At 71.2% G+C, this 21,161-nt stretch carries 17 protein-coding genes and 1 pseudogene; 17 read left to right on the plus strand and 1 reads right to left on the minus strand.

All coding sequences use genetic code 11. The features are described from left to right. The first annotated feature begins 176 nt into the window (after nt 1–176). The 7 genes from pdxH to ACN26Z_RS04480 all read left to right on the plus strand — a co-directional run bounded on the left by pdxH (nt 177) and on the right by ACN26Z_RS04480 (nt 6,254). Nucleotides 177–830, plus strand: coding sequence for a pyridoxamine 5'-phosphate oxidase (pdxH, locus tag ACN26Z_RS04450; protein WP_421459961.1), 654 nt, complete (start codon nt 177–179; stop codon nt 828–830). Then, entirely contained in the window at nt 827–2,167 is a 1,341-nt protein-coding gene (locus tag ACN26Z_RS04455) for an MFS transporter (protein ID WP_421459962.1), read from the plus strand. Before pdxH ends, ACN26Z_RS04455 begins: the two co-directional genes overlap by 4 nt. A gap of 10 nt (nt 2,168–2,177) precedes the next feature. After that, the gene (locus ACN26Z_RS04460; protein WP_093404139.1) at nt 2,178–3,107 is read left to right on the plus strand and encodes an aldose 1-epimerase family protein; all 930 of its coding nucleotides are present in this window, start codon (nt 2,178–2,180) and stop codon (nt 3,105–3,107) included. Between the two features lie 41 nt (nt 3,108–3,148). Beyond that, on the plus strand, nt 3,149–3,751 hold the full coding sequence (locus tag ACN26Z_RS04465) for a nitroreductase family protein (RefSeq protein ID WP_282240207.1): 603 nt from the start codon (nt 3,149–3,151) through the stop codon (nt 3,749–3,751). Between the two features lie 189 nt (nt 3,752–3,940). Then, nucleotides 3,941–4,246: a type II toxin-antitoxin system VapB family antitoxin gene (locus ACN26Z_RS04470; RefSeq protein ID WP_093404142.1), complete on the plus strand. Its 306-nt coding sequence runs from the start codon at nt 3,941–3,943 to the stop codon at nt 4,244–4,246. Then, the gene (locus ACN26Z_RS04475; RefSeq protein WP_282240206.1) at nt 4,243–5,403 is read left to right on the plus strand and encodes an acyl-CoA dehydrogenase family protein; all 1,161 of its coding nucleotides are present in this window, start codon (nt 4,243–4,245) and stop codon (nt 5,401–5,403) included. The genes ACN26Z_RS04470 and ACN26Z_RS04475 overlap by 4 nt, the downstream gene beginning before the upstream one ends. A gap of 98 nt (nt 5,404–5,501) precedes the next feature. Beyond that, nucleotides 5,502–6,254: a DUF4230 domain-containing protein gene (locus ACN26Z_RS04480; protein WP_282240205.1), complete on the plus strand. Its 753-nt coding sequence runs from the start codon at nt 5,502–5,504 to the stop codon at nt 6,252–6,254. Nucleotides 6,255–6,514: 260 nt separating this feature from the next. Here ACN26Z_RS04480 and ACN26Z_RS04485 read toward each other — a convergent pair whose 3' ends face one another. Then, on the minus strand, nt 6,515–6,721 hold the full coding sequence (locus ACN26Z_RS04485; RefSeq protein WP_421459966.1) for a PspC domain-containing protein: 207 nt from the start codon (nt 6,719–6,721) through the stop codon (nt 6,515–6,517). 412 nt (nt 6,722–7,133) lie between these two features. On the opposite strand from ACN26Z_RS04485, the gene ACN26Z_RS04490 reads away from it, so the two are divergent. The 10 genes and pseudogenes from ACN26Z_RS04490 to ACN26Z_RS04535 all read left to right on the plus strand — a co-directional run bounded on the left by ACN26Z_RS04490 (nt 7,134) and on the right by ACN26Z_RS04535 (nt 21,047). Then, entirely contained in the window at nt 7,134–8,543 is a 1,410-nt protein-coding gene (locus ACN26Z_RS04490) for an L-serine ammonia-lyase (RefSeq protein WP_421459967.1), read from the plus strand. 118 nt (nt 8,544–8,661) lie between these two features. After that, entirely contained in the window at nt 8,662–9,489 is an 828-nt protein-coding gene (locus ACN26Z_RS04495) for an ABC transporter permease (protein WP_282240203.1), read from the plus strand. A gap of 140 nt (nt 9,490–9,629) precedes the next feature. Further along, nucleotides 9,630–10,235, plus strand: a pseudogene (locus ACN26Z_RS04500) (ABC transporter ATP-binding protein); the annotation flags it as partial. Continuing rightward, entirely contained in the window at nt 10,232–12,310 is a 2,079-nt protein-coding gene (locus ACN26Z_RS04505) for a DUF5941 domain-containing protein (RefSeq protein WP_421459968.1), read from the plus strand. The pseudogene ACN26Z_RS04500 and the gene ACN26Z_RS04505, both read left to right, overlap by 4 nt. A gap of 15 nt (nt 12,311–12,325) precedes the next feature. Continuing rightward, nucleotides 12,326–14,515: a bifunctional glycosyltransferase/CDP-glycerol:glycerophosphate glycerophosphotransferase gene (locus ACN26Z_RS04510; RefSeq protein ID WP_421459970.1), complete on the plus strand. Its 2,190-nt coding sequence runs from the start codon at nt 12,326–12,328 to the stop codon at nt 14,513–14,515. Nucleotides 14,516–14,660: 145 nt separating this feature from the next. Beyond that, nucleotides 14,661–15,962 (plus strand): ABC transporter ATP-binding protein, encoded by a 1,302-nt coding sequence (locus tag ACN26Z_RS04515; RefSeq protein ID WP_282240201.1) that lies wholly within the window; start codon nt 14,661–14,663, stop codon nt 15,960–15,962. A gap of 48 nt (nt 15,963–16,010) precedes the next feature. Further along, nucleotides 16,011–16,475: a DUF4442 domain-containing protein gene (locus ACN26Z_RS04520; protein WP_282240200.1), complete on the plus strand. Its 465-nt coding sequence runs from the start codon at nt 16,011–16,013 to the stop codon at nt 16,473–16,475. A 754-nt stretch (nt 16,476–17,229) separates the two neighbouring features. Next, nucleotides 17,230–17,814: a hypothetical protein gene (locus tag ACN26Z_RS04525; RefSeq protein WP_093404153.1), complete on the plus strand. Its 585-nt coding sequence runs from the start codon at nt 17,230–17,232 to the stop codon at nt 17,812–17,814. Between the two features lie 108 nt (nt 17,815–17,922). Further along, nucleotides 17,923–18,675, plus strand: a complete 753-nt coding sequence (locus ACN26Z_RS04530) for an HAD family hydrolase (RefSeq protein WP_093404155.1) — start codon at nt 17,923–17,925, stop codon at nt 18,673–18,675. Beyond that, nucleotides 18,672–21,047, plus strand: coding sequence for a glycoside hydrolase family 65 protein (locus ACN26Z_RS04535; protein WP_421459972.1), 2,376 nt, complete (start codon nt 18,672–18,674; stop codon nt 21,045–21,047). The genes ACN26Z_RS04530 and ACN26Z_RS04535 overlap by 4 nt, the downstream gene beginning before the upstream one ends. Nucleotides 21,048–21,161: the final 114 nt, after the last annotated feature.

Below are 21,161 nucleotides of genomic sequence, written 5' to 3' on the forward strand. Positions count from 1 at the left end.
ACCCTCAGGGATGTGTTCGTGACATCTTGCCTGCTGGTGGCCGGGTGCGCGAGACGCTGTCGATGTGCTGCTGGCGACATCCCGCTTGCCGGGCCCCTTCCGGCACGGATAAGACTGGGCCGGACGGGCTGGTCGGCGGGCGCGTACCGGCCCGACGGGGGAGGAGCGGGAACGTGATGGGGGACACACCGGTGCCAGCCGGGATGCGGCACGAGTACGCCGCCGATTCCGGCCTGACGGAGAGCGAACTGGCCGCCGACTGGCACACCCAGTTCGACAGGTGGTTCGCCGACGCGGTCGCCGCTGAACTGCCCGAGCCGAACGCCATGGTGCTCGGCACCGCCGACGCCGCCGGGCGGCCGAGCGCGCGGACGGTGCTGCTCAAGGGGTACGACCCGGAGGGTTTCGTGCTGTTCACCAACTACGGCTCCCGCAAGGGTGCCGAGGTGGCCGCCAACCCGTACGCCAGCCTGCTCTTTCCCTGGTTTCCGATGCAGCGGCAGGTGATCGTCACCGGACCGGTGGAACGGGTCGACCGGGCGGAGACGGAGACGTACTTCGCCAGCCGGCCGCGTGGCTCGCAACTCGGTGCCTGGGCCAGCGCCCAGTCGTCGGTGCTGCCGGAACGGGCCGCCCTCGACGACGCCTACCGGGCCGCGGCCGAGCGCTTCGCCGACGTGGACCCGATCCCCGCTCCGCCGCACTGGGGCGGGTTGCGGGTACGTCCCGACTCGGTGGAGTTCTGGCAGGGCCGGGCCAGCCGGCTGCACGACCGGCTGCGGTTCCGGCGTACCGGCGCGGGCTGGGTCGTGGAGCGGCTGGCACCGTGACCGTCGGCAGCACCGACCGGCCGCGCGAGCAGCGCCGCTGGGCGATCGATCTGCGCCCGCTGCGGGTGCCGGCGTACCGGCGGCTCTGGGTCGGCAACGCCATCGCGATGTTCGGTTTCCAGTTCACCGCCGTCGCGGTGCCGGTGGAGATGTACGCGCTGACCGAGGACTCCCTCTGGGTCGGTCTGCTCGGCGTCGCCGCCTTCGTACCGCTGCTGGTCTTCGGGCTCTGGGGCGGGGCGGTCGCCGACGCCATCGACCGGCGGCGGGTGCTGCTGGGCGGCTCGGTCCTGCTCTGGGTCGCCGTGCTGGGACTGCTGATCCAGGCGCTGCTGGGGGTCGGCAGCCCGGTTCTCCTGCTGGCCCTTGTCGCATTGAGTTCGGTGGCGTTCGCGATCTCCGGGCCGGCCCGTGGGGCGCTCGTGGCCCGGCTGGTCCCGACCGAGCTGGTGCCGGCGGCCACCACCTTGAACTTCACCACCGCCATGGCCACCGCGGTCCTCGGGCCGCTGGCCGCCGGCCTGATCCTGGCGATCTGGGACCTCGGGGTGGCACTGCCGGTCGCGTACGCCGTGGACGCGACGCTGCTCGCCGCCCTGGTCTGGGCGGCGCTGCGGCTGCCAGCCATGCCGCCGGAACCCGATCCGGACGGCGGGCCCCGGCAGGCGGGGCTGCGCAGCATCGTCGACGGGGTGCGGTACCTGGCCGGCAGCCCGGTGCTGCTGCTCTCCTTCGCCATCGACCTCATCGCGATGGTGTTCGCCTTCCCGCGAGCACTCTTTCCCGAGGTGGCGACCGAACGGTTCGGTGGCGGCGCGGCGGTGGGCTGGCTCTACAGCTCCATCGCGATCGGCTCACTGCTAGCCGGCCTGGTCTCGGGTTGGATCGGCCAGGTTCGCCGGCAGGGTCTGGTGCTGGTGCTCGCCGTGGTGGGCTGGGGCGTCGCGGTGGCGTTGGCCGGACTGGCCGGGCAGCTCTGGCTGGTGGTTGTACTGCTGGTGCTGGCCGGCGCCGCCGACCTGGTCAGCTCGGTGGTACGGCAGTCGATGTTGTTGATCTACGCGCCGGATCGGATGCGCGGCCGGCTCCAGGGCGTCAACACCGTCGTGGTGGCCGGCGGTCCGCGCCTGGGCGACCTGCGGGCCGGTGCCATGGCGGCCGGGTTCGGCAGCGGGGTGGCCTGGATCGGTGGCGGTGTCGCGGCGGCGGTGCTCGCGGTGCTGCTCGCTGTGGCCTTCCCGGCGCTGACCCGCTACCGGCCGCCGACCGGAGCGGATGGACGCGAGCACGACGAGGGCCGTCGACCGCGGCGAGCGGACGATGGCGTCGGCGGCTAGGGTCTGGCGAATGGACAGCCGCGATCCGCTTCCCCTGTCGGGAGCGCAGTGGAGCATCTCAGCCGCCGGTCACGAGGCGGTCATCGTCGAGCTAGGCGGCGGACTCCGCGCCTACCGCCAGGACGGGGTCGAGCATCTCGACGGGTACGCCACCGACGAGATGTGCCCGGGCTCGGCGGGGCAGGTGCTGGCACCCTGGCCGAACCGGATCCGCGACGGCGTCTACACCTTCGGCGGGCAGTCGAGACAGCTGAATCTGACCGAGCCGGAGCGGCACAACGCCATCCATGGCCTGGTGAACTGGGCATCGTGGCACCTGATCGAGCAGCGGCCGGACGAGGTCACGGTCGGCTACGACCTGCTGCCGCAGCCCGGTTACCCGTGGCCGCTGCGGCTGCGTACCAGGTGGGTCGTGGGCGCCGACGGGCTGCGCGCCGAGCACGACGTCACGAACGTCGGCACCGAGGCGGTGCCCTTCGGCTTCTCCGTGCACCCGTACCTGCAACTGCCGGGGGTGTCGGTGGAGGACATCGCACTGCGCGTACCCGGCCGGTCCCGGCTGCTGCTGGACGGTCGGCTGCTGCCGGTCGGCGCGGCCGCGGTGGCCGGTACCGAGTACGACTACACCGAGCCGCGTCGCATCGGTGAGGCCGTCCTGGATCTCGCCTTCGGGCAGGTGAACCGGGACGCCGACGGCGGCTCCTCGGTGACGCTGACCGGGCCGGACGCCTCGACCGGGCTACGGATCTGGGCCGACGACCAGTTCGGCTGGTGGCAGGTCTACACCGGTGACACGCTGACCGGCGAGCGGTTCCGCCGGTCGGTGGCGGTGGAGCCGATGACCTGCCCGCCGGACGCGTTCCGCTCCGGCCGGGATCTCATCACTCTGGCGCCGGGCGACACCTGGCGCGGGAGTTGGGGCATTCGGCCCGGTGGCTGAGCGTCCGGTCGCGGACCGGGCGGGCACGTGAGGAGTACGGCGTGGAGTTCGCGGAGGTCGTCCGGCGGCGCCGGATGGTGCGCAACTACGACCCGGACCGGCCGGTCCCGCCGGAGGTGGTGGAACGGCTGCTGGAGCACGCGGTGCGGGCCCCGTCGGCCGGGTTCTCGCAGGGGTGGGGCTTCCTGGTGCTGGAGTCGCCGGAGGACCGGGAGCGTTTCTGGGCGGCCAGCACCCCGGAGGGCGGCGGGATGCAGCGGTGGCTGGCCGGGATGCGCCGGGCACCGTTGATCGTGGTGCCGCACGCCAACCGCTCGGTCTACCTGGAGCGGTACGCGGAGCCGGACAAGGGCTGGGCGGACCGGTCGACGGATCGTTGGCCGGTGCCCTACTGGTACGTCGACACCGGATTCGCCGCGCTGCTGATGATGCTCACCGCCGTGGACGAGGGGCTGGGTTGCTGTTTCTTCGGCATCCCGCCGCAGCGGTTGGTGTCCTATCGGGAGGCGTTCGGTGTGCCGGAGGCGTATCACCCCATCGGTGCCCTCACTGTCGGTTATCGAGCCGCCGACCACCGGTCACCATCGCTGCGTCGCGGGCGCCGTCCGGTGGACGAGGTCGTCCGGCGGGGGCGGTGGAGCTGACCCGAACCGGTGGTTTCGTCCGGTTGAGAACCGGACGACCCGTGGCGAAACTGGCATCAGGGAGCAGAACGTGGGGTGCGGGGTCCGGCTACGCTGGCACGGTCATCGGCGCCGCAGGTCGCGGCGCCGTGCCGCGACCCGGCCCGGCGTCGTGGTATCGGCCGGCCAGGGGGAGGGGAGCGTGCCGTCGTGATCTTCAGAGCGGTCCGGGACGGGCGTCCCTATCCGGAACACAACCTGACCCTGAAGCAGTGGGCGGAGATTCCGCCCCGCCCGCTGCGCCTGGATCAGCTCATCACCACCAAGCGCGAGCTGGCGCTGGACAAGCTCCTCGCCGAGGACTCCACCTTCTACGGTGACCTGTTTCCGCACGTCGTGCAGTGGAACGGTGGTCTCTACCTGGAAGACGGCCTGCACCGGGCGCTGCGTGCCGCGCTGCAACAGCGCAACCAGATCCACGCCCGGGTGTTCGTGCTCGCCGAGGCGGTCGAGTGACCCAGGTGGACCTGCTCGACCTTGATGCGTCCCTGACCGAGGACGAGCGAGCGATCCGCGCCGTCGTACGCCAGGTGGTCGACGACCTGGTCCGACCGCACGTCGCCGGCTGGTACGAGGCAGGTCACGCGCCAGCCCGCGAACTGGCCCGCGAGTTCGGCAAGCTCGGCCTGCTCGGCATGCACCTGACCGGGTACGGCTGCGCCGGCTCGACGGCCGTCGCGTACGGGCTGGCCTGCCTGGAACTGGAGGCCGGTGACTCCGGGGTCCGGTCGCTGGTCTCGGTGCAGGGCTCACTGGCCATGTACGCGATCTGGCGCTACGGCAGCGAGGAGCAGAAGCAGCGCTGGCTGCCGGCGATGGCGGCCGGCGAGGCGATCGGCTCGTTCGGACTGACCGAGCCGGACCACGGCTCCGACCCGGCGTCGATGGCCACCCGGGCACGCCGCGAGGGCGACGACTGGGTGCTCGACGGCAGCAAGATGTGGATCACCAATGCGCCGATCGCCGACGTGGGGGTGATCTGGGCGCGTACCGAATCCGGTGTGCGGGGCTTCGTCGTACCGATGGACACGCCGGGGGTGACGGCGCGGGAGATCACCCGGAAGATGTCGCTGCGCGCGTCGCTGACCGGCGAGATCTCCCTCGACGACGTCCGGCTGCCGGCGGACGCGCAACTGCCCGACGCCACCGGGTTGAAGGCACCGTTGAGCTGCCTGACCGAGGCCCGGCACGGCATCGTCTGGGGCGCCCTCGGCGCGGCCCGCGACTGCCTGGAGACCGCGCTCACGTACGCGACCACCCGCACCCAGTTCGGGCGACCGCTGGCCGGCTTTCAGCTCACCCAGGCCAAGCTCGCCGACATGGCGGTCGAGTGGAACAAGGGCTATCTGCTGGCCCTCCAGCTGGGCCGGCTGGCCGACGCCGGAAAGCTGCGCCCGGAGCAGGTAAGCGTCGGCAAACTGAACAACGTACGGGAGGCGTTGGCCATCGCCCGGCAGTGCCGGACGATCCTCGGTGCCAACGGGGTTTCCGGGGACTACCCGGTTATGCGGCACGCCAACAACCTGGAGAGCGTGCTGACCTACGAGGGCACCTCGGAGATCCACCAGTTGGTCGTCGGGCAGCGGCTCACCGGGGTCTCCGCGTTCACCTGACCCTGACCGGGTCCATCCGACGGGCTCGACGAGCGGCTGTCGTACGTTGGGCTTACCGTCATCAACAGAGACCGCGTCTGACGAGGACGGTGAGGGCGATGGCACGCGACGGCGACATCAACGAGCCCACCAGCGAGTTTGCCGACCACCGGTCGGGCGATGTGCTCACGGACGCCCCGGACACACCACCCCCGGCCCCGCAGTCAGGTGGCGGGGCGGTCCGTGCCCTGCTCTGGGTGCTCGGTGCCGCGGCGCTCGCGGTGGTGGTGCTGCTCGGCGTGCAGACCACCGGGATCCTGCCCGAGTTCCGCAACCCGTTCACCAAGGAACAGACCGATCGCACGCAGCCGGCACTGCTCGAGTCGATGCAGGATCTCAGCCGCTACGTGGCCGCCGAGGGCAACTTCCAAGTCGTGGTCGACCTGCAGAACGACCGGCGCAACGTGCCGGACTGGCTGCTCAACCAGCGGACCTTGTTCGTCGGGTCGGGCAGCGTCGAGGCGTACGTCGACTTCGGCACGCTCACCGAGGGGGCGATCGTGCAGTCGGCCGACGGGAAGTCGGTCGAGATCAAGCTGCCGGCACCGCAGCTGGCCGAGACCAACCTCGACCTGGAGAAGAGCTACGTCTTCGCGGAGGAGCGCGGCCTGCTCAACCGCGTCGGTGACCTGATCGGCGGTGACCCGAACCGGCAGCAGGAGGTCTACCGGCTGGCCGAGGACCGGATCACCGCGGCGGCCAGGGACAGCGGCCTGAATGCCCGCGCCGAGGAGAACACCCGCAAGATGCTGGAAGGGCTGCTCCGCTCACTCGGCTTCGAACACGTCAGCGTCACCTACATCGCCCCCTGACCACCCACGCCCACGCCACGCACACGCCCGCGCTCGCCCCACGCGCCCGCCCCCACCCCACCTCCGACCCCCACCCCCTGCGGGGACCGCCGACCACGCCACGTAGCAGGGCGGGGCGTGCAACTTCAGGGTTGTTGTCGCCTGCCGCGCGCCGGATACAGCAACAGCCCTGAAGTTGCACCGGCTTGCGGGCGCGGCGTGGGGTGCGGGGTGCGCGGCGTGGGGGTGGGGCGGGGTGGGGTGGGGTGGGGTGGGGGTGGTCAGTGGTTGGTGGCCAGGTGGCGGTCCTCGTTGGGCATGATGATCCAGAGCGCCAGGTAGACGATCACCTGGGTGCCCGGGAGCAGTAGCGACAGCAGGAACAGCAGCCTGATCAACCCGGCCGAGGTGCCGAACCGGCGGGCCAGGCCGGCGCAGACGCCAGCGAGCATGCGCCCCTGGCGGGGCCGGACGAGTTTGCGACTCATTCGTGTCACTTCCCCTCTGCGGCTTTCCGCCGCTGCTGGAATCAACGCTAGGCACGGATGGCCGTCCTGACCTCGGTCGGGAGGAGGAAGGCCACCCTGCTCGCCCGTAGGTGCTTACCCGCGTGGCTTCCGGACGACGCCTGCCGTCGGGATCAGGGGCAACTGCGACGTCGAGTTGAGCCGTCTGTGCCGTCGCGGGCGTGATTCGTCTGCGCCGTCAGCTCGACAGCGCTCGCACGTCAGTCACGGTCGCGTCCTGGGTAGTAGGCTCGCCGGTCGGACGCCCGCACCCGGGCGTCACCAGGGCCGGACCGCAGCGAGGACCGGCCACGACCGGGTCGGGTCCGCAGCACGGAGCCGACCATGACCGGCCGCTGACCGGTGACCCCGGCGACGGCGAGAAGGCACAGTCATGATCAGCGTGTTCGACCTGTTCAGTGTGGGTATCGGGCCATCCAGTTCGCACACGGTGGGGCCGATGCGAGCGGCGCGTACCTTCGTCGCCGGGCTCAAGGCCGACGGTCTGCTCACCGGCACCGCCCGGGTGCGGGCCGAGTTGTTCGGCTCCCTCGGCGCCACCGGGCACGGGCACGGCAGCGACCGGGCGGTGCTGCTCGGTCTGGCCGGCGAGGAGCCCGAGACGGTCGACACGGACGGCGTCGAGGCGCTGGTGAGCCGGATCCGGGCGGAGCACCGGCTGTGCCTGTCCGGCACCCACGAGATCGACTTTGACCCGGATCGGGACCTGACGCTGCACCGCCGCCGGTCGTTGCCGTACCACCCGAACGGGATGATTTTCTCGGCGTACGACGTGGGCGGGGCCGAGGTGCGGATGCGTACCTACTACTCCGTCGGTGGCGGGTTCGTGGTGGACGAGGCCGCCGCCGGGGCGGACCGGATCAAGCCGGACAGCACCCCGGTCCGGTACCCGTTCCTCACCGGCGCGCAACTGCTCGACGTGACCGCCGCGACCGGGCTGTCCATCAGCGAGGTCATGCTCGCCAACGAGGTGTCCTGGCGGGCCGAGGCGGACGTCCGCGCCGGGTTGCTCGACATCTGGCGGGTCATGCGGGAGTGCGTCGAGCGCGGCTGCACCCGCGACGGCACCCTGCCCGGCGGCCTGAAGGTGCGCCGCCGCGCCGCCGAGCTGCGTCGCAGTCTGGAGGCTGACACCGCCCCGGCCGCGACCGCGCCCGGCGGACCGGTAGCGGGTGCCGGTGGGGATCCGCTGCACGTGATGGACTGGGTGACGCTGTTCGCGCTGGCCGTGAACGAGGAGAACGCTGCCGGCGGCCGGGTGGTGACCGCGCCGACCAACGGGGCGGCCGGGATCATCCCGGCGGTACTGCACTACTACACCCGGTTCGTGCCGGGCGCCTCCGCGGAGGGCGTGGTGCGTTTCCTGCTGGCGGCCGGTGCCATCGGGGTGCTGTTCAAGGAGAACGCGTCCATCTCCGGCGCGGAGGTGGGTTGCCAGGGGGAGGTCGGTTCGGCCTGTTCGATGGCCGCAGCCGGGCTGGCCGAGGCACTGGGCGGCACGCCGGCCCAGGTGGAGAACGCGGCCGAGATCGGCATGGAGCACAACCTGGGACTCACCTGCGACCCGGTGGGTGGCCTGGTGCAGATCCCGTGCATCGAGCGCAACGCGGTGGCTAGCATCAAGGCGATCACCGCCGCCCGGCTGGCGCTGCGCGGCGACGGGGTGCACGCCGTCTCGCTCGACAAGGTCATCAAGACCATGCGGGAGACCGGCGCCGACATGAAGGTCAAGTACAAGGAGACGGCGCGCGGTGGCCTGGCGGTCAACGTGATCGAGTGCTGAGCGCTCGTGGGGCGGCGTTCACCGGCTGCTAACCTGTCGTCCGTTCAGCGCGGCCGGCAGCAGGGCGGTGGAGGCGAGGCGGGTCCTGGCCGAGGCTCTTACCAGGCGGGAGACGGCGGTGACCTCTGGCGTCGGGGCGTTGTGGTCGCACCGCAACTCGCTGCGCATCCTGGTCCGGCGCGACCTGGCGGTGAAGTACCAGCAGTCGGTGCTGGGTTACCTCTGGTCGTTGATCGAGCCGCTGGGCATGGGTGCGATCTACTGGTTCGTCTTCGGTGTGCTCTACTCCCGCGACACCAACCGGTATCTCGGCGAGGCCGCCGGGTCGTACCCGCTGTTCCTGATCACCGGGATCTTCGCCTGGATGTGGACCAGCTCGGCGCTGAGCGAGGCCACCCACGCGCTCACCGGCCAGGCCCGGTTGATCACCACGATGAACGTGCCCCGGCAGGTATTCCCGATCGGCCGGGTCGCCGGCCGCTTCGCCGAGTACGCCGCCGGCCTGCCGATCCTCGCCGCCATCGCGGTCTGGTACGCGGCGCAGGGCCGGATCGAACCGGGTTGGTCGCTGCTCGCCCTGCCGCTCGCGGTGCTGGTGCAGGCGATCCTGCTGATCGGGCTGGCGTTGCTGCTGTCGGCGTTCAACGTGCTGATGCGCGACGTGGAGCGGTTCATGCGCCTGGTCATCCGGGTGCTCTTCTACGCCACGCCGATCATCTACCCGTTGAGCCTGGTCCACGACTCCGGCCTGCCGGGCTGGGTCCGGGTGACCTACGAACTCAACCCGCTGGTCGGCATCTTCCAGCTGCACCACGCGGTGTGGTACCCGGACGAGTTCCCGGGTGCCCGAATGCTCGCCACCACCGTCGGCATCAGCGTGCTGCTGCTCGTGGCCGGCTGGTGGGCCTTCCGCCGGCTCGAACCCGCCGTGCTCAAGGAACTCTGATGAGTGAGGCGATCATCGAGGCGGAGGGCCTCGGCATCCGGTTCGTCCGCAACCGCCGCCGGCAGTTGCGGCTGCGGGAGCTGTTCATCCACCGGGGTACGCGGGGTGCCGACGACGGTCGGTTCTGGCCGCTGCGCGACGTCTCCTTCGCGATCGCGCCGGGGGAGACCGTCGGGGTGATCGGCCGCAACGGCACCGGCAAGAGCACCCTGCTACGGCTGATCGCCGGGGTGCTGATCCCCGACGAGGGGCGGATCCGGGTCTCCGGTGACGTCGCGCCGCTGCTGGAACTCTCCGCCGGCTTCTCCAACGACCTGACCGGGCGGGAGAACCTGTACCTGGTGGGCGGCCTGCACGGGCTCTCGTCGGGCTATCTGAAACGGCACTTCGACGACATCGTCTCGTTCGCCGGTGAGCAGGTGGAACGGGCGATCGACACCTCGGTACGCCACTACTCGTCCGGCATGAAGGTGCGACTCGGCTTCGCGATCATCTCGCATCTGCCGCACCCGATCCTGCTGATGGACGAGGTGACGGCGGTCGGCGACGCCGAGTTCCGGGAAAAGTGCTACACGACCATCGATCGGCTGCTCGGGGAGGGGCGCACTCTGGTGCTGGTGTCACACAACGAAAAGGATCTGACCCGGTTCTGCCGTCGGGGGCTCTACCTCGACGCGGGTCGGCTGAGCGTCGACGGCACGATCGCCGAGGCGCTGGCCGCGTACCACGACGCGGTTCCCCGGTGACCCTCGCGATCGTGCTCGCCGCCGGATCACCGGCCGCGAGCCTGCCGACGGGTACCGGCGGGAGCATGGGCGAACGGCTGGCCGGTCAGTGGCGCCAAGCCGGTGCGGCCGAGGTGCGGGTGGCCGCCGACCTGGACGAGCTGGCCGAGCTGGCCGGCTCGGCGACCGGCCCGGTGGTGATCAGCGGGGCCGACCTGGTCGCCCACACGGCCGTACTGCGCCACCTGCTGACCAGTCCGGTCGGGCCGACCGTGGCGCTGGTGCTGACCGATCCGCCCAGCGCTGGACGGACAGTGTTGCGCGAGGAGCGCGGCCAGGTGGTCGAGGCGGGCCGCCCCGACCAGTTGGTGGGAGGTGCGGCCACCGGCATCTTCGGCGGCGCGGTCCGGGTCGGCCGGGAGGACGTACCGGCGCTGGTGGCCGCCGCCCGTGCGGTCGCCGCCGGTCGGCTACCGGCCGGAGCCGTCGCGGTCGAGCTGTTCGAGTCGGCCGGACCGGCCGAGCGGGCGGGACCGGTCGAACCGGCCGGGCCGGCCGCCCGCCCGGATGCAGCGGCGGGGCCCGTCGTGGACCAGCTCTTCGCCGCCCTCACCGGGCAGGGCGCGCTGGTCTTCGCGCACCGGGTACGCCTGCTCGTCGCGCACCGGGTCGACGAGGCCGCGGAGCTGGCCCGGGCGGAGGCGGCGGTGGCCGCGGTCGACGAGGACCGGGCCGAGCTGCGGCTGTCGGTGAAGGAGAAGGACGACTTCTTCACCACCTACTTCGTCAGCACCTGGTCGCCGTACGTCACCAAGCTCTGCGCCCGGCTGGGGTTGAGCCCGACGGCGGTGACCATGGTGTCGGTGGCCTTCGCGGTGGCCGCGGCGGCGATGTTCGCCGCCGGTGGCCGGCCGCTGCTGGTCGTCGGGGCGGTGCTGCTCTACCTCGGGTTCGTGCTGGACTGCGTGGACGGCCAGTTGGCCCGCTACACCCGCAACTTCAGCGCCTGGGGCGGCTGGCTGGACACCATGGCCGACCGGGCGAAGGAGTACCTCGTCTACGCCGGGCTCGGCCTCGGCGCGACCCAGGCCGGGTTCCGGTACGGCTGGGCCCTCGCCATCGCCGCGATGACGCTGCAGACCGTGCGGCACATGACCGACGCGTGGTACGGCGTGCTGCACGACGAGGCGGCACGCCGGCCGAAGAGCGTCGGTGCTGGTGGCGGCGGCATCGGTGACCGGCTGAACGCCGCGTCGACCCGGGTGCAGGCCGACGCCGGCTCGGTGTCGTACTGGCTCAAGCGCACGGTGGTCTTCCCGATCGGGGAGCGGTGGGCGTTGATATCGCTGACCGTGGCGCTCTTCGACCAGCGGATCGCCCTGTTCGCGGTGCTGACCTGGGGTGTGCTGGCGTTCGCGTACACCGGCGCGCTGCGTACCCTGCGGGCCCGCTGGATGTGGGTGCCGGTACTGGACACGCTTGACGCGACCCTGCACCGCGACGACGGCCCGCTGGCCGCTCGGCTACCGGTGCTGCGGCGGCCGGGGCCGCTGGCGCTCGCGGTGGTGGCGGCGCTCGGCGCGGCGATCCTGCTGCTGGTGACGCTGGTGGACGCCAGCGGGAACGGCGCGCCGCCGTGGCTTCGCTGGGTCGCGGTGCTGGTGGCGTTGCTGGTGCTGCTGGTCGGTGCGGCCGGGGCGCGGGCGGCGCACAACGGGCCGCTGGACTGGCTGGTGCCGGCGGCGCTGCGGGCGGCCGAGTTCCTGTTCGCCATCGCGGTCGGGCTGATCGGCGGAGCACCCTTCTGGCTGATCTTCGGGTACCTCTTCGTGCTCACCCTGCATCACTACGATCTCGTCGCCCGGCTGGAGAAACGGCAGCCCGCACCGCCGCTGCACGCCGCCACACTCGGCTGGGAGGGGCGTTCGGCGGTACTGGCACTGGCGGCGATCGCCGGAATCGTGAGTATTGGTCTGGCTACACTCGGTATCTACCTGTTGGCCCTGTTCGTGGCGAGCGTGGTGCTGGCCTGGGTGGTCCGGCCGGTACGTGCCGCGCAGGCGCCGGCGGGTGCGGGAGGTCGCGCGACGCGCTGAGGAGGGGCCGGGACGATGACGCTTGTCAGCTTCGTCGTCCCGGCCTTCCGGGTGCAGGGCTATCTGCGGGAATGCCTGGATTCGATTCTCGCGCAACCGGTTGCCGACATCGAGGTGATCGGGGTCGACGACTGCTCACCGGACGGCAGCGGCGACATCCTCGCCGAGTACGCCGATCGCGACGACCGGGTGACCGCCGTACGCCTGGACCGCAACGTCGGGCTCGGCCCGGCGCGCAACGTCGGGCTGGACCGGGCCGTCGGCGAGTACGTCTGGTTCGTCGACGGCGACGACTGGCTGACGGCGGACTGCCTGGTCGAGGTGGCCGCCCGACTGCGCGAGACCCGGCCGGACGTGCTGCTCGTCGACCACGTACGCGCGCACTGGGACGACACGTTGACCCGCAGCGCCATGGCCGAGGTCTTTCCCATCCCGCCCGGTCCTGTCACGTTCCGGCTGGTCGAGCGGCCAGAGACGGTGCAGCTGCTGCACACCGCGTGGAACCGGTTGGTCCGTCGGCAGTTCCTGGCTGACACGGGGCTGCGCTTCGCGCCCGGCTGGTACGAGGACGTCTCCTTCAGCTACCCGACGCTGCTGGCCGCCGACCGGATCGGCGTGCTGGACCTGGTCTGCGTGAACTACCGGCAGCGGCGGGCAGGGGCGATCACGAGGACCCGCGGCGAGCGCCACTTCGACGTGTTCGAGCAGTGGCACCGGGTGTTCCGGGAACTGGACCGGCTCGGGGCCGAGGAACTGCGGCCGGCGATCTTCGAGCGGATGATGTGGCACTACCTGGTGGTGCTCGGCAACGGCGACCGGATCGGGCCCGAGCTGCGACCGACCTTCTTTTCCCGGGTCGCCATCGAGCACGCCCGGTTCCGGCCGCCCGACGGGCACCGGGTGCCGGCTGGGGTGGCGGGGCTCAAGCACCGGCTGGTGGCGGCCGGCAGGTGGCGTACGTTCAGCGCGTTGCGGACCGCGAGCCGGGCGGGGGAGACCGTTCGCCGGGTTGCCGGCGGGGCCCGCCGTCGGGTGTTGCCACCGGCTCGGGTCGGCGTGCGGCGTGCGCGTGACGCGGTGCTGCGCCAGTACCAGCGGGCCGAGCGGCGTCGGCCGGTGGAAGAGAACCTGGCCGTCTACGCCGCGTACTGGTATCGCGGCTACGCCTGCAATCCCGCCGCGGTCTACGAGGCGGCCCGCCGGCTGGCACCGCAGGTCCGGGGGGTGTGGATCGTCCGGCGCGACCGGGTGCACACGCTTCCGGAGGGAGTCGAGTACGTGGTCGCCGGCACTCCCGCGTACCACCGGGCGCTGGCCCGGGCCCGGTGGCTGATCAACAACGTCAACTTCCCGGACTCGGTACGCAAGCGGCCAGGCACGGTGCACGTGCAGACCCACCACGGCACCCCGGTCAAGGTGATGGGGCTGGACCAGCAGCGCTATCCGCTGGGCGCGGGCGGGATGGACTTCGCCGGGCTGCTGCGCCGGGTGGACCGGTGGGACTACAGCGTCACCTCGAACAGCTTCTCCACCCAGATGTGGGAACGCGCCTATCCGGCCGGGTACGCCACTTTGGAGGTGGGCTACCCGCGCAACGACCGGTTGGCCACCGCGACTCCCGAGGAGATGCTGCGGCTGCGCGCGGAGCTCGACGCCGGCCTCGGTGAGCAGGTCGTGCTGTACGCGCCAACCCACCGGGAGCATCTGCCCCGGTACCGGCCGCCATTCGAACCGGAGCGTTTCCTGGACGCGCTGGGCCCTACCGGCCTGCTGCTGATGCGCAGCCACTACTTCCACGACCGGGACCGGCGGCTGCCACCTCCGACCACCCGTGGTCGGCTCCTGGACGTCAGCGCCCACCCCCGGGTCGAGGACCTTTACCTCGCCGCCGACGTGCTGGTCACCGACTACTCGTCGGCGATGTTCGACTACGCCGTCCTGGACCGGCCGATCGTCATCTACGCGCCGGACTGGGACGCCTACCGGCTGACCCGGGGCGTCTACCTGGACATCGTCGCCGAGCCGCCCGGCCCGGTGGCCCGGACCTTCACCGAACTGCTCGACGTGTTCCGCTCGGGTGCGCTGCGGTCACCCGACGCCGAGCGGGCCCGGGCACGCTTCCGGGAGCGGTTCTGCGCTCTGGAGGACGGGCGTGCCGCAGAGCGGGTGGTACGCCAGGTGTTCCTCGGGGAGAACCCGGTCTGAGTTGAAAGTTCCGCACAATCGCCGCTAATCGATGGAACGTAATAGGTCTGTCACGATTCAAACATGGCACGTTTACCCGATGTGCCATCCGCATGATCCTGGCCACAGTCATTCGGGGTTCCGTGGACGAGGTGGGGAGGAGACGGTGACCACCGTCGCGCTCAAGGACGTCACAAAGGTCTTCCGCGACGGCACGGTCGCGGTCGACAGCATCAATCTGGACGTGAACGACGGTGAGTTCATGGTGCTGCTCGGGCCGTCCGGCTGTGGGAAGTCGACGGTGCTGCGGATGGTCGCGGGCCTGGAGGACCCGACCTCGGGTGCGGTGATGCTCAACGGGGAACTGGCCAACGACCTGCCGCCCCGGGAGCGGAAGATCGCGATGGTCTTCCAGGACTTCGCGCTCTACCCGCACATGAGCGTCAACGACAACATCGCCTTCCCGCTCAAACTGGCCGGGGTCGAGCCGACCCCGCGCGGCGAGCGGGTCACCGACGTGGCCAGCGCCCTCGGCATCGGTGACGTACTGGCGCGGCGCCCAAGCCAGCTCTCCGGTGGGCAACGGCAGCGGGTCGCGATGGGCCGGGCGATCGTCCGCCGGCCGGGGCTGTTCCTGATGGACGAACCCCTGTCCAACCTGGACAGCGGCCTGCGCGCGGAGCTGCGGGCGGAGATCTCCGGCCTGACCCGCGAGCTGGGGGTCACCACCATCTACGTGACGCACGATCAGGCCGAGGCGCTGACCATGGCCGACCGGGTCGCCATCATGCGCAAGGGCGTCCTCCAGGACGTCGGTACGCCGACCCAGGTGTACGGCCGACCGGCGACCCTTTACGTGGCCGCGTTCCTGGGCAGCCCCCGGATGAACCTGCTGGAGGCGTCGGTCTACGTCCACCTCGACCGCTACGTCACGCTCACCCTCGGGGAGCAGGCGCTCTACCTGCCCTGGGACGACATCCGCAGCCGGGCCGTGGCGCACTACCACGGCGAGCGGATCGTGGTCGGGATGCGGGCCGAGGCACTCACCCCGGTCGCCCCGGACACCCCCGGTGACGTGCTCCAGGGCCGCATCCGCTATCTCGAACACCACGGCCACGAGTCGCTCGCCTTCCTCGACATCGGTGCGACCGCCATCATGGTGGACGACATCGGTGCCCCGGTGGATGCGGACACTCCGCCCGGCCAGCGCGGCCTGCGCCGGTTCGGCCAGGTGATGCAGCGGATCACCGGCCGGGCCAACGAGCCGACGACCCAGGCGACCAACGGCAGCCGGACCAGCGTGCTGCACGACCCGGGCCGGCACCACCGCCGCCCGGCCGAACTCGCGGTCCGCCTCGCGCCGTACCCCGCCGTCACCGCCGGCCACCCGCTCGCGGTCCAGGTACGCATGGACGCCCTGCACTTCTTCGACGAGCGCGGCGACCGCATCGACGTCGGCTGGCGCTGACCCGAACGGCTCCTTGCCGGGGAAGTTACCGACGGGTAGCGTCTGGGTATGACCATCGACTCGCGGCAGGTGGCGGCCGGCATGCTTGAGGCGGTGCCCTTCGCCCGTACGCTCGGCTTCGAATTCGTCGAGGTGGCCCCGGAGGCGGAGGGTTCGGTCCGGGCGGTGGTCCGGCTGCCCGACTCGCCGGCCACCCACAATCACATCGGTGGCCCGCACGCCGGGGCCATGTTCACCCTCGGAGAGACGGCCTCCGGTGCGGTGGTGCTCGCCGCGTTCGGTCACCTGCTCGACCGGGCCACGCCGCTGGCGGTGCGGGCGGAGATCGCGTACCGCAAGCTCGCTCTCGGGCCGGTGCGAGCGACGGCGCGGCTCGGTCGCCCGCCGGCCGAGGTGGTCGCGGAACTTGAGGCGGGCGAGCGACCCGAGTTTCCGGTACGCGTGGAGATCGCCACCGAGGAAGGCAAGCCGACCTCGGAAATGACCGTCATCTGGACCCTTCGCCCGAACTGACCGCGCAAGCTCACCCTGCCGCTCGGGCCCGCAACACCCCCGCCTCAGTCCCCCCAACCTGCCGCAAGTCGCTCCGTCGCATCCTGGTCGCACGCCCGACATGGCCGCAAGTCGGGTGCTTCGGGTCCTCATGGCGGCCCGACATGCCGCAACTCGCCCTCTCCCGTCCTGGTGATGGCCCGACATGCGGCATCTCGCCGCCCCCTCCTGTCCTGGTTGCGCGCGGCATGTCGTCGCCCCCTCCCTCTCTGGTTGCGCGCGCGGCATGCGGCATGTTGGGGCTTCCTGACTCGGGGATCACCCGACATGCGGCATCCTGCGCCTGCCCTGCGCCGGGTGCCGGGTGCCGGGTGCCGGGTGACTGGGATGTCGTCGGGTCGTGCGGCGATGATCGGATTGAGCGCCGCTGCCGAGACCGTTGCGGCTGTCGTCGTGACCGTTGAGGGCCGTCGATGTTGCCGGAGCGGGCCCAAGCGTGCTGGAATGGCTCATATCGCCGCAGCGCGGGGGCAAACGCGCTGAGCACGGCCAGCACGGGAGTCAACGCAGTGCCGGTTGCGCATCGCTCGGGCGGATGCCTGCGCGCCGCTCACCTGGGCCAACTTCACCGGTCACACCTACCCGGGCACGGTGTTCCACCGTTCGTATCACCGGCATGCGTCTGCGCGTCGACCGAGGCGGTCGAGCGTCGACCCGCCGGAGGCGTCCCAGTGGTCCGCAAAGCACAGAACCGGCGACGAGGTGAGAAGCGATCATGATTTCCCGGGAGAGTTTCGCAGGGTGGCTCCGACACCGCTACGTGTGGGCGGCGGCGATCCTGCTGGTGGTGTCGGCGGGCGCTGTCGTACTGGTCAGCTCGGCCAGCTCGAAGACGGAGCCGCCGGATCTGCACGGGCAGATCATGAACTGGATGCGAACCACGCTGGAGGAGGCGGACCCGGAGCAGCACAATCATGCCGGGCACGACATCCAGCAGGTGGCGAACGGCGAGGAGACGAAGCCCGCGGTGATCTGCGGCGTGCACGTCTACGGCTTCGAGCCGGCCGAGGTCACCGTGCTCGCTGACGTGCAGACGGTCTACGGCTTCCATCTCTGCGGGGTCGCCGAGCAGGGGCGCCCCTGGGACTGGGCGGTCAAACTGGCCGGCCCGGTGATCATCGACATGTCCACCGAGCCGGCGGGCATCGAGGTGGTCGAGGCGACCGAGGACACCCGGTTCATCGACCGGCTGCGGCAGATGTTCCCGGCCAAGTACGCGGAACTGGCGGAGAAGGAGGCGCTGGAGGCGTCCGAGATGGCCGACCTGCGCCGTCGGTACGACTCCGCAGCCGGACTCTGACCACGCGAGGTGAACCGGGTGCGGTCGACTGACTGCACCCCGCACGCCGCCGCGCCGGTATCCGTGGAAGTGCGTTTGCCGGTACGTGTCGGCGGATAGATTGATACGATGCTCGGCCTGCCTGATCATGTGACCGCTGTTCTGTTCGACCTCGACGGGGTGCTCACGCAGACCGCCCGGGTGCACAACGCCGCCTGGACCGAGACGTTCGACGACTACCTGAGACGGCGGTCGGCCACCACAGGTGAGCCGTACCGACCGTTCGATCCGGGGCCGGACTATCACCGCTACGTCGATGGTCGCCCCCGTCTGGACGGGGTGCGGACCTTCCTCGCCTCCCGCGGCATCACCCTGCCCGAGGGCGCACCGGAGGATCCGCCGGGGGCCCAGACCGTGCACGGCCTCGGCAACCAGAAGAACGCCATGGTGTTGGAGCGGATCCGCACCATCGGAGTGGACGTCTACCCCGGCTCGGTCGCGTACCTCAAGGCGGTGGCTGCGGCGGGGCTGCGGCGGGCGGTCGTCACGGCCAGCGCCAACGGCCGCGAGGTGGTCGCCGCCGCCGGCCTGGAGCCGCTGCTGGAGGCGCGGGTGGACGGGCTCACCGCCCGAGCCGAAGGGCTACGCGGCAAGCCGCACCCGGATACCTTCCTCGCCGGGGCGAAACTGCTCGACGTGGCACCGGAGAAGGCGGCTGTGGTCGAGGACGCGTTGGCCGGCGTCGAAGCCGGGCGGGCCGGCGGTTTCGGGTACGTGATCGGCGTGGACCGGGCCGGCCACGCAGACGAACTGCGCGCACACGGCGCCGATGTGGTGGTCGACGACCTCGGAGACCTGCTCGACACCGGGCGGCCCGAGTGATCCGGGAGCGGGCGTACCCGGTCGAACCGTGGCACGTCCGGGAGACCCGGCTGGACATGGACGTGCTCGCCCAGTCCGAGTCGGTGTTCGCACTCTCCAATGGACACGTCGGGCTGCGCGGCAACCTGGACGAGGGGGAGCCGCACGGGCTGCCCGGCACCTACCTCAACTCGTTCTACGAGCTGCGGCCCCTGCCGTACGCGGAGGCCGGCTTCGGTTTTCCCGAGTCCGGCCAGACCATCGTGAACGTCACAAACGGCAAACTCATCCGGCTGATGGTCGATGACGAGCCGCTCGACGTGCGCTACGGCGAGGTACTCGCCCACGAGCGGATCCTCGACATGCGCGCCGGCACCCTGCACCGGTCGCTGCACTGGCGCTCGCCGGCCGGGCGCGAGGTCCGGGTGAACAGCACCCGGCTGGTCTCCTTCCGGCAGCGCTCGGTGGCCGCGATCCGCTACGAGGTGGAGGTGGCCGACGACAAGCCGCTGCGGTTGATCATCCAGTCTGAGCTGGTGGCCAACGAGACGTTGCCGCCACAGAGCCGCGACCCGCGCGTCGCCGCGGTGCTGGAGTCACCGTTGCAGGCGGAGGAGGAACTGACCACCCCGGCCGGTGGGCTGCTGATCCATCAGACCAAGGTCTCCGGGTTGCGGGTCGCCGCCGCCATGGACCACGAGGTGGCCTCGCCGGCCCGGACGTCCGTCGGCTCCGAAGGCTACGAGGACTGGGTCCGTACCACCGTGGCGTGCGTGCTGGAGCCGGGGCAGAAGCTCCAGGTGGTCAAGTACCTCACCTACGGTTGGTCCAGCCGGCGCTCGTTGCCGGCCCTGCGCGATCAGGTCGGTGCCGCCCTGGCAGCGGCGAAGCTGGACGGCTGGGACGGGCTGGTCCGTGAGCAGCGGGAGTACCTGGACGAGTTCTGGGACGCCGCCGACGTCGTGGTCGACGGGGATCCGGAGGTGCAGCAGGCGGTCCGATTCGGCCTGTTCCACGTGCTCCAGGCGGGCGCGCGGGCGGAACGGCGGCCCATCTCGGCCAAGGGGCTCACCGGCCCCGGGTACGACGGGCACGCGTTCTGGGACACCGAGATGTTCGTCCTGCCGGTGCTGACCTACACCCATCCCGCCGCCGTACGGGACGCACTGTACTGGCGTTTCTCCACCCTGGAGCAGGCCCGGGAGCGGGCACGGACGCTCAACCTGGCCGGTGCCGCCTTCCCGTGGCGGACCATTGAGGGGCCGGAGTCGTCGGGGTACTGGCCGGCGGGCACCGCCGCCTTCCACATCGCGGCCGGTATCGCCGACGCGCTGCGCCGCTACGTGCTGGTGACCGGCGACCGGCAGGTGGAGCGGGAGATCGGGCTGGAGTTGCTGGTGGAGACCGCCCGGCTGTGGCGCTCGCTCGGGCACCACGACCGTAGCGGCAACTTTCACGTCGACGGGGTCACCGGTCCCGACGAGTACACCGCCGTCAAGAACGACAACATCTACACCAACCTGATGGCCCAGCGGAACCTGCGGACCGCCGCCGAGGTGGCGATGCGGTACCGCGACGAGGCGTTCCACCTCCGGGTCACCGACGAGGAGGCCGCCGCGTGGCGCGACGCCGCCGCGGCCATGCACATCCCGTACGACGAGGAACTCCGGGTGCACCAGCAGGTGGAGGGCTTCACCCGGTTGCAGGAGTGGGACTTCGAGCAGACCCCGCCCGACAAGTACCCGCTGCTACTGCACTATCCGTACTTCGACCTGTACCGCAAACAGGTCATCAAGCAGGCCGACCTGGAGTTGGCCATGCACTGGCGGGGCGACGCCTTCACCACGGAGGAGAAGCTGCGCAACTTCCTCTACTACGAGCGACGTACGGTCCGCGACTCGTCCCTGTCGGCCTGTACCCAGGCGGTGCTGGCGGCGGAGGTCGGCTACTCCGATCTGGCCCACAGCTACCTGCGCGAGGCCGCGCTGATGGACCTGCACGACCTGAACGAGAACACCCGCGACGGGGTGCACATGGCCTCGCTCGCGGGCGCCTGGATCGCGCTGGTCGCCGGGTTCGGCGGCCTACGGGACCATGACGGAACGCTGTCCTTCGCGCCCTGCCTGTCGAGCCGGCTCAACGGCCTGTCGTTCTCGCTCCAGTGGTGCGGGATGCGGCTGCGGGTCGACGTACGCGGCCACGACACGACGTACGCCCTGCACCACGCCGCCCCGGATTCCGTCATCGAGCTGCGGCACCACGGCAAACCGGTGCGCGTCACCTGCGACGAGCCGGTGACCGTACCGAATCCGCCGCCGCGTACGGACCTGCCGATGCCGGAGCAGGCACCCGGTCGGGCACCCCTGCTCCGGCTGCCGGAGAACCCGGCCTGACCCGGCTACGTCGCCGTCAGATGGGCTCGCCCTGGGAAGGGCGGCCGGTGGCGTCGTGGGGCGTCCTCGCCCGGGGATCGTCGGCCGAACGCGCCTGGGCCGCGTCGTCTGCCC

Origin of the sequence: Verrucosispora sp. WMMD703 (assembly GCF_049178935.1) — a bacterium.
GTDB lineage: Bacteria > Actinomycetota > Actinomycetes > Mycobacteriales > Micromonosporaceae > Micromonospora > Micromonospora sediminimaris.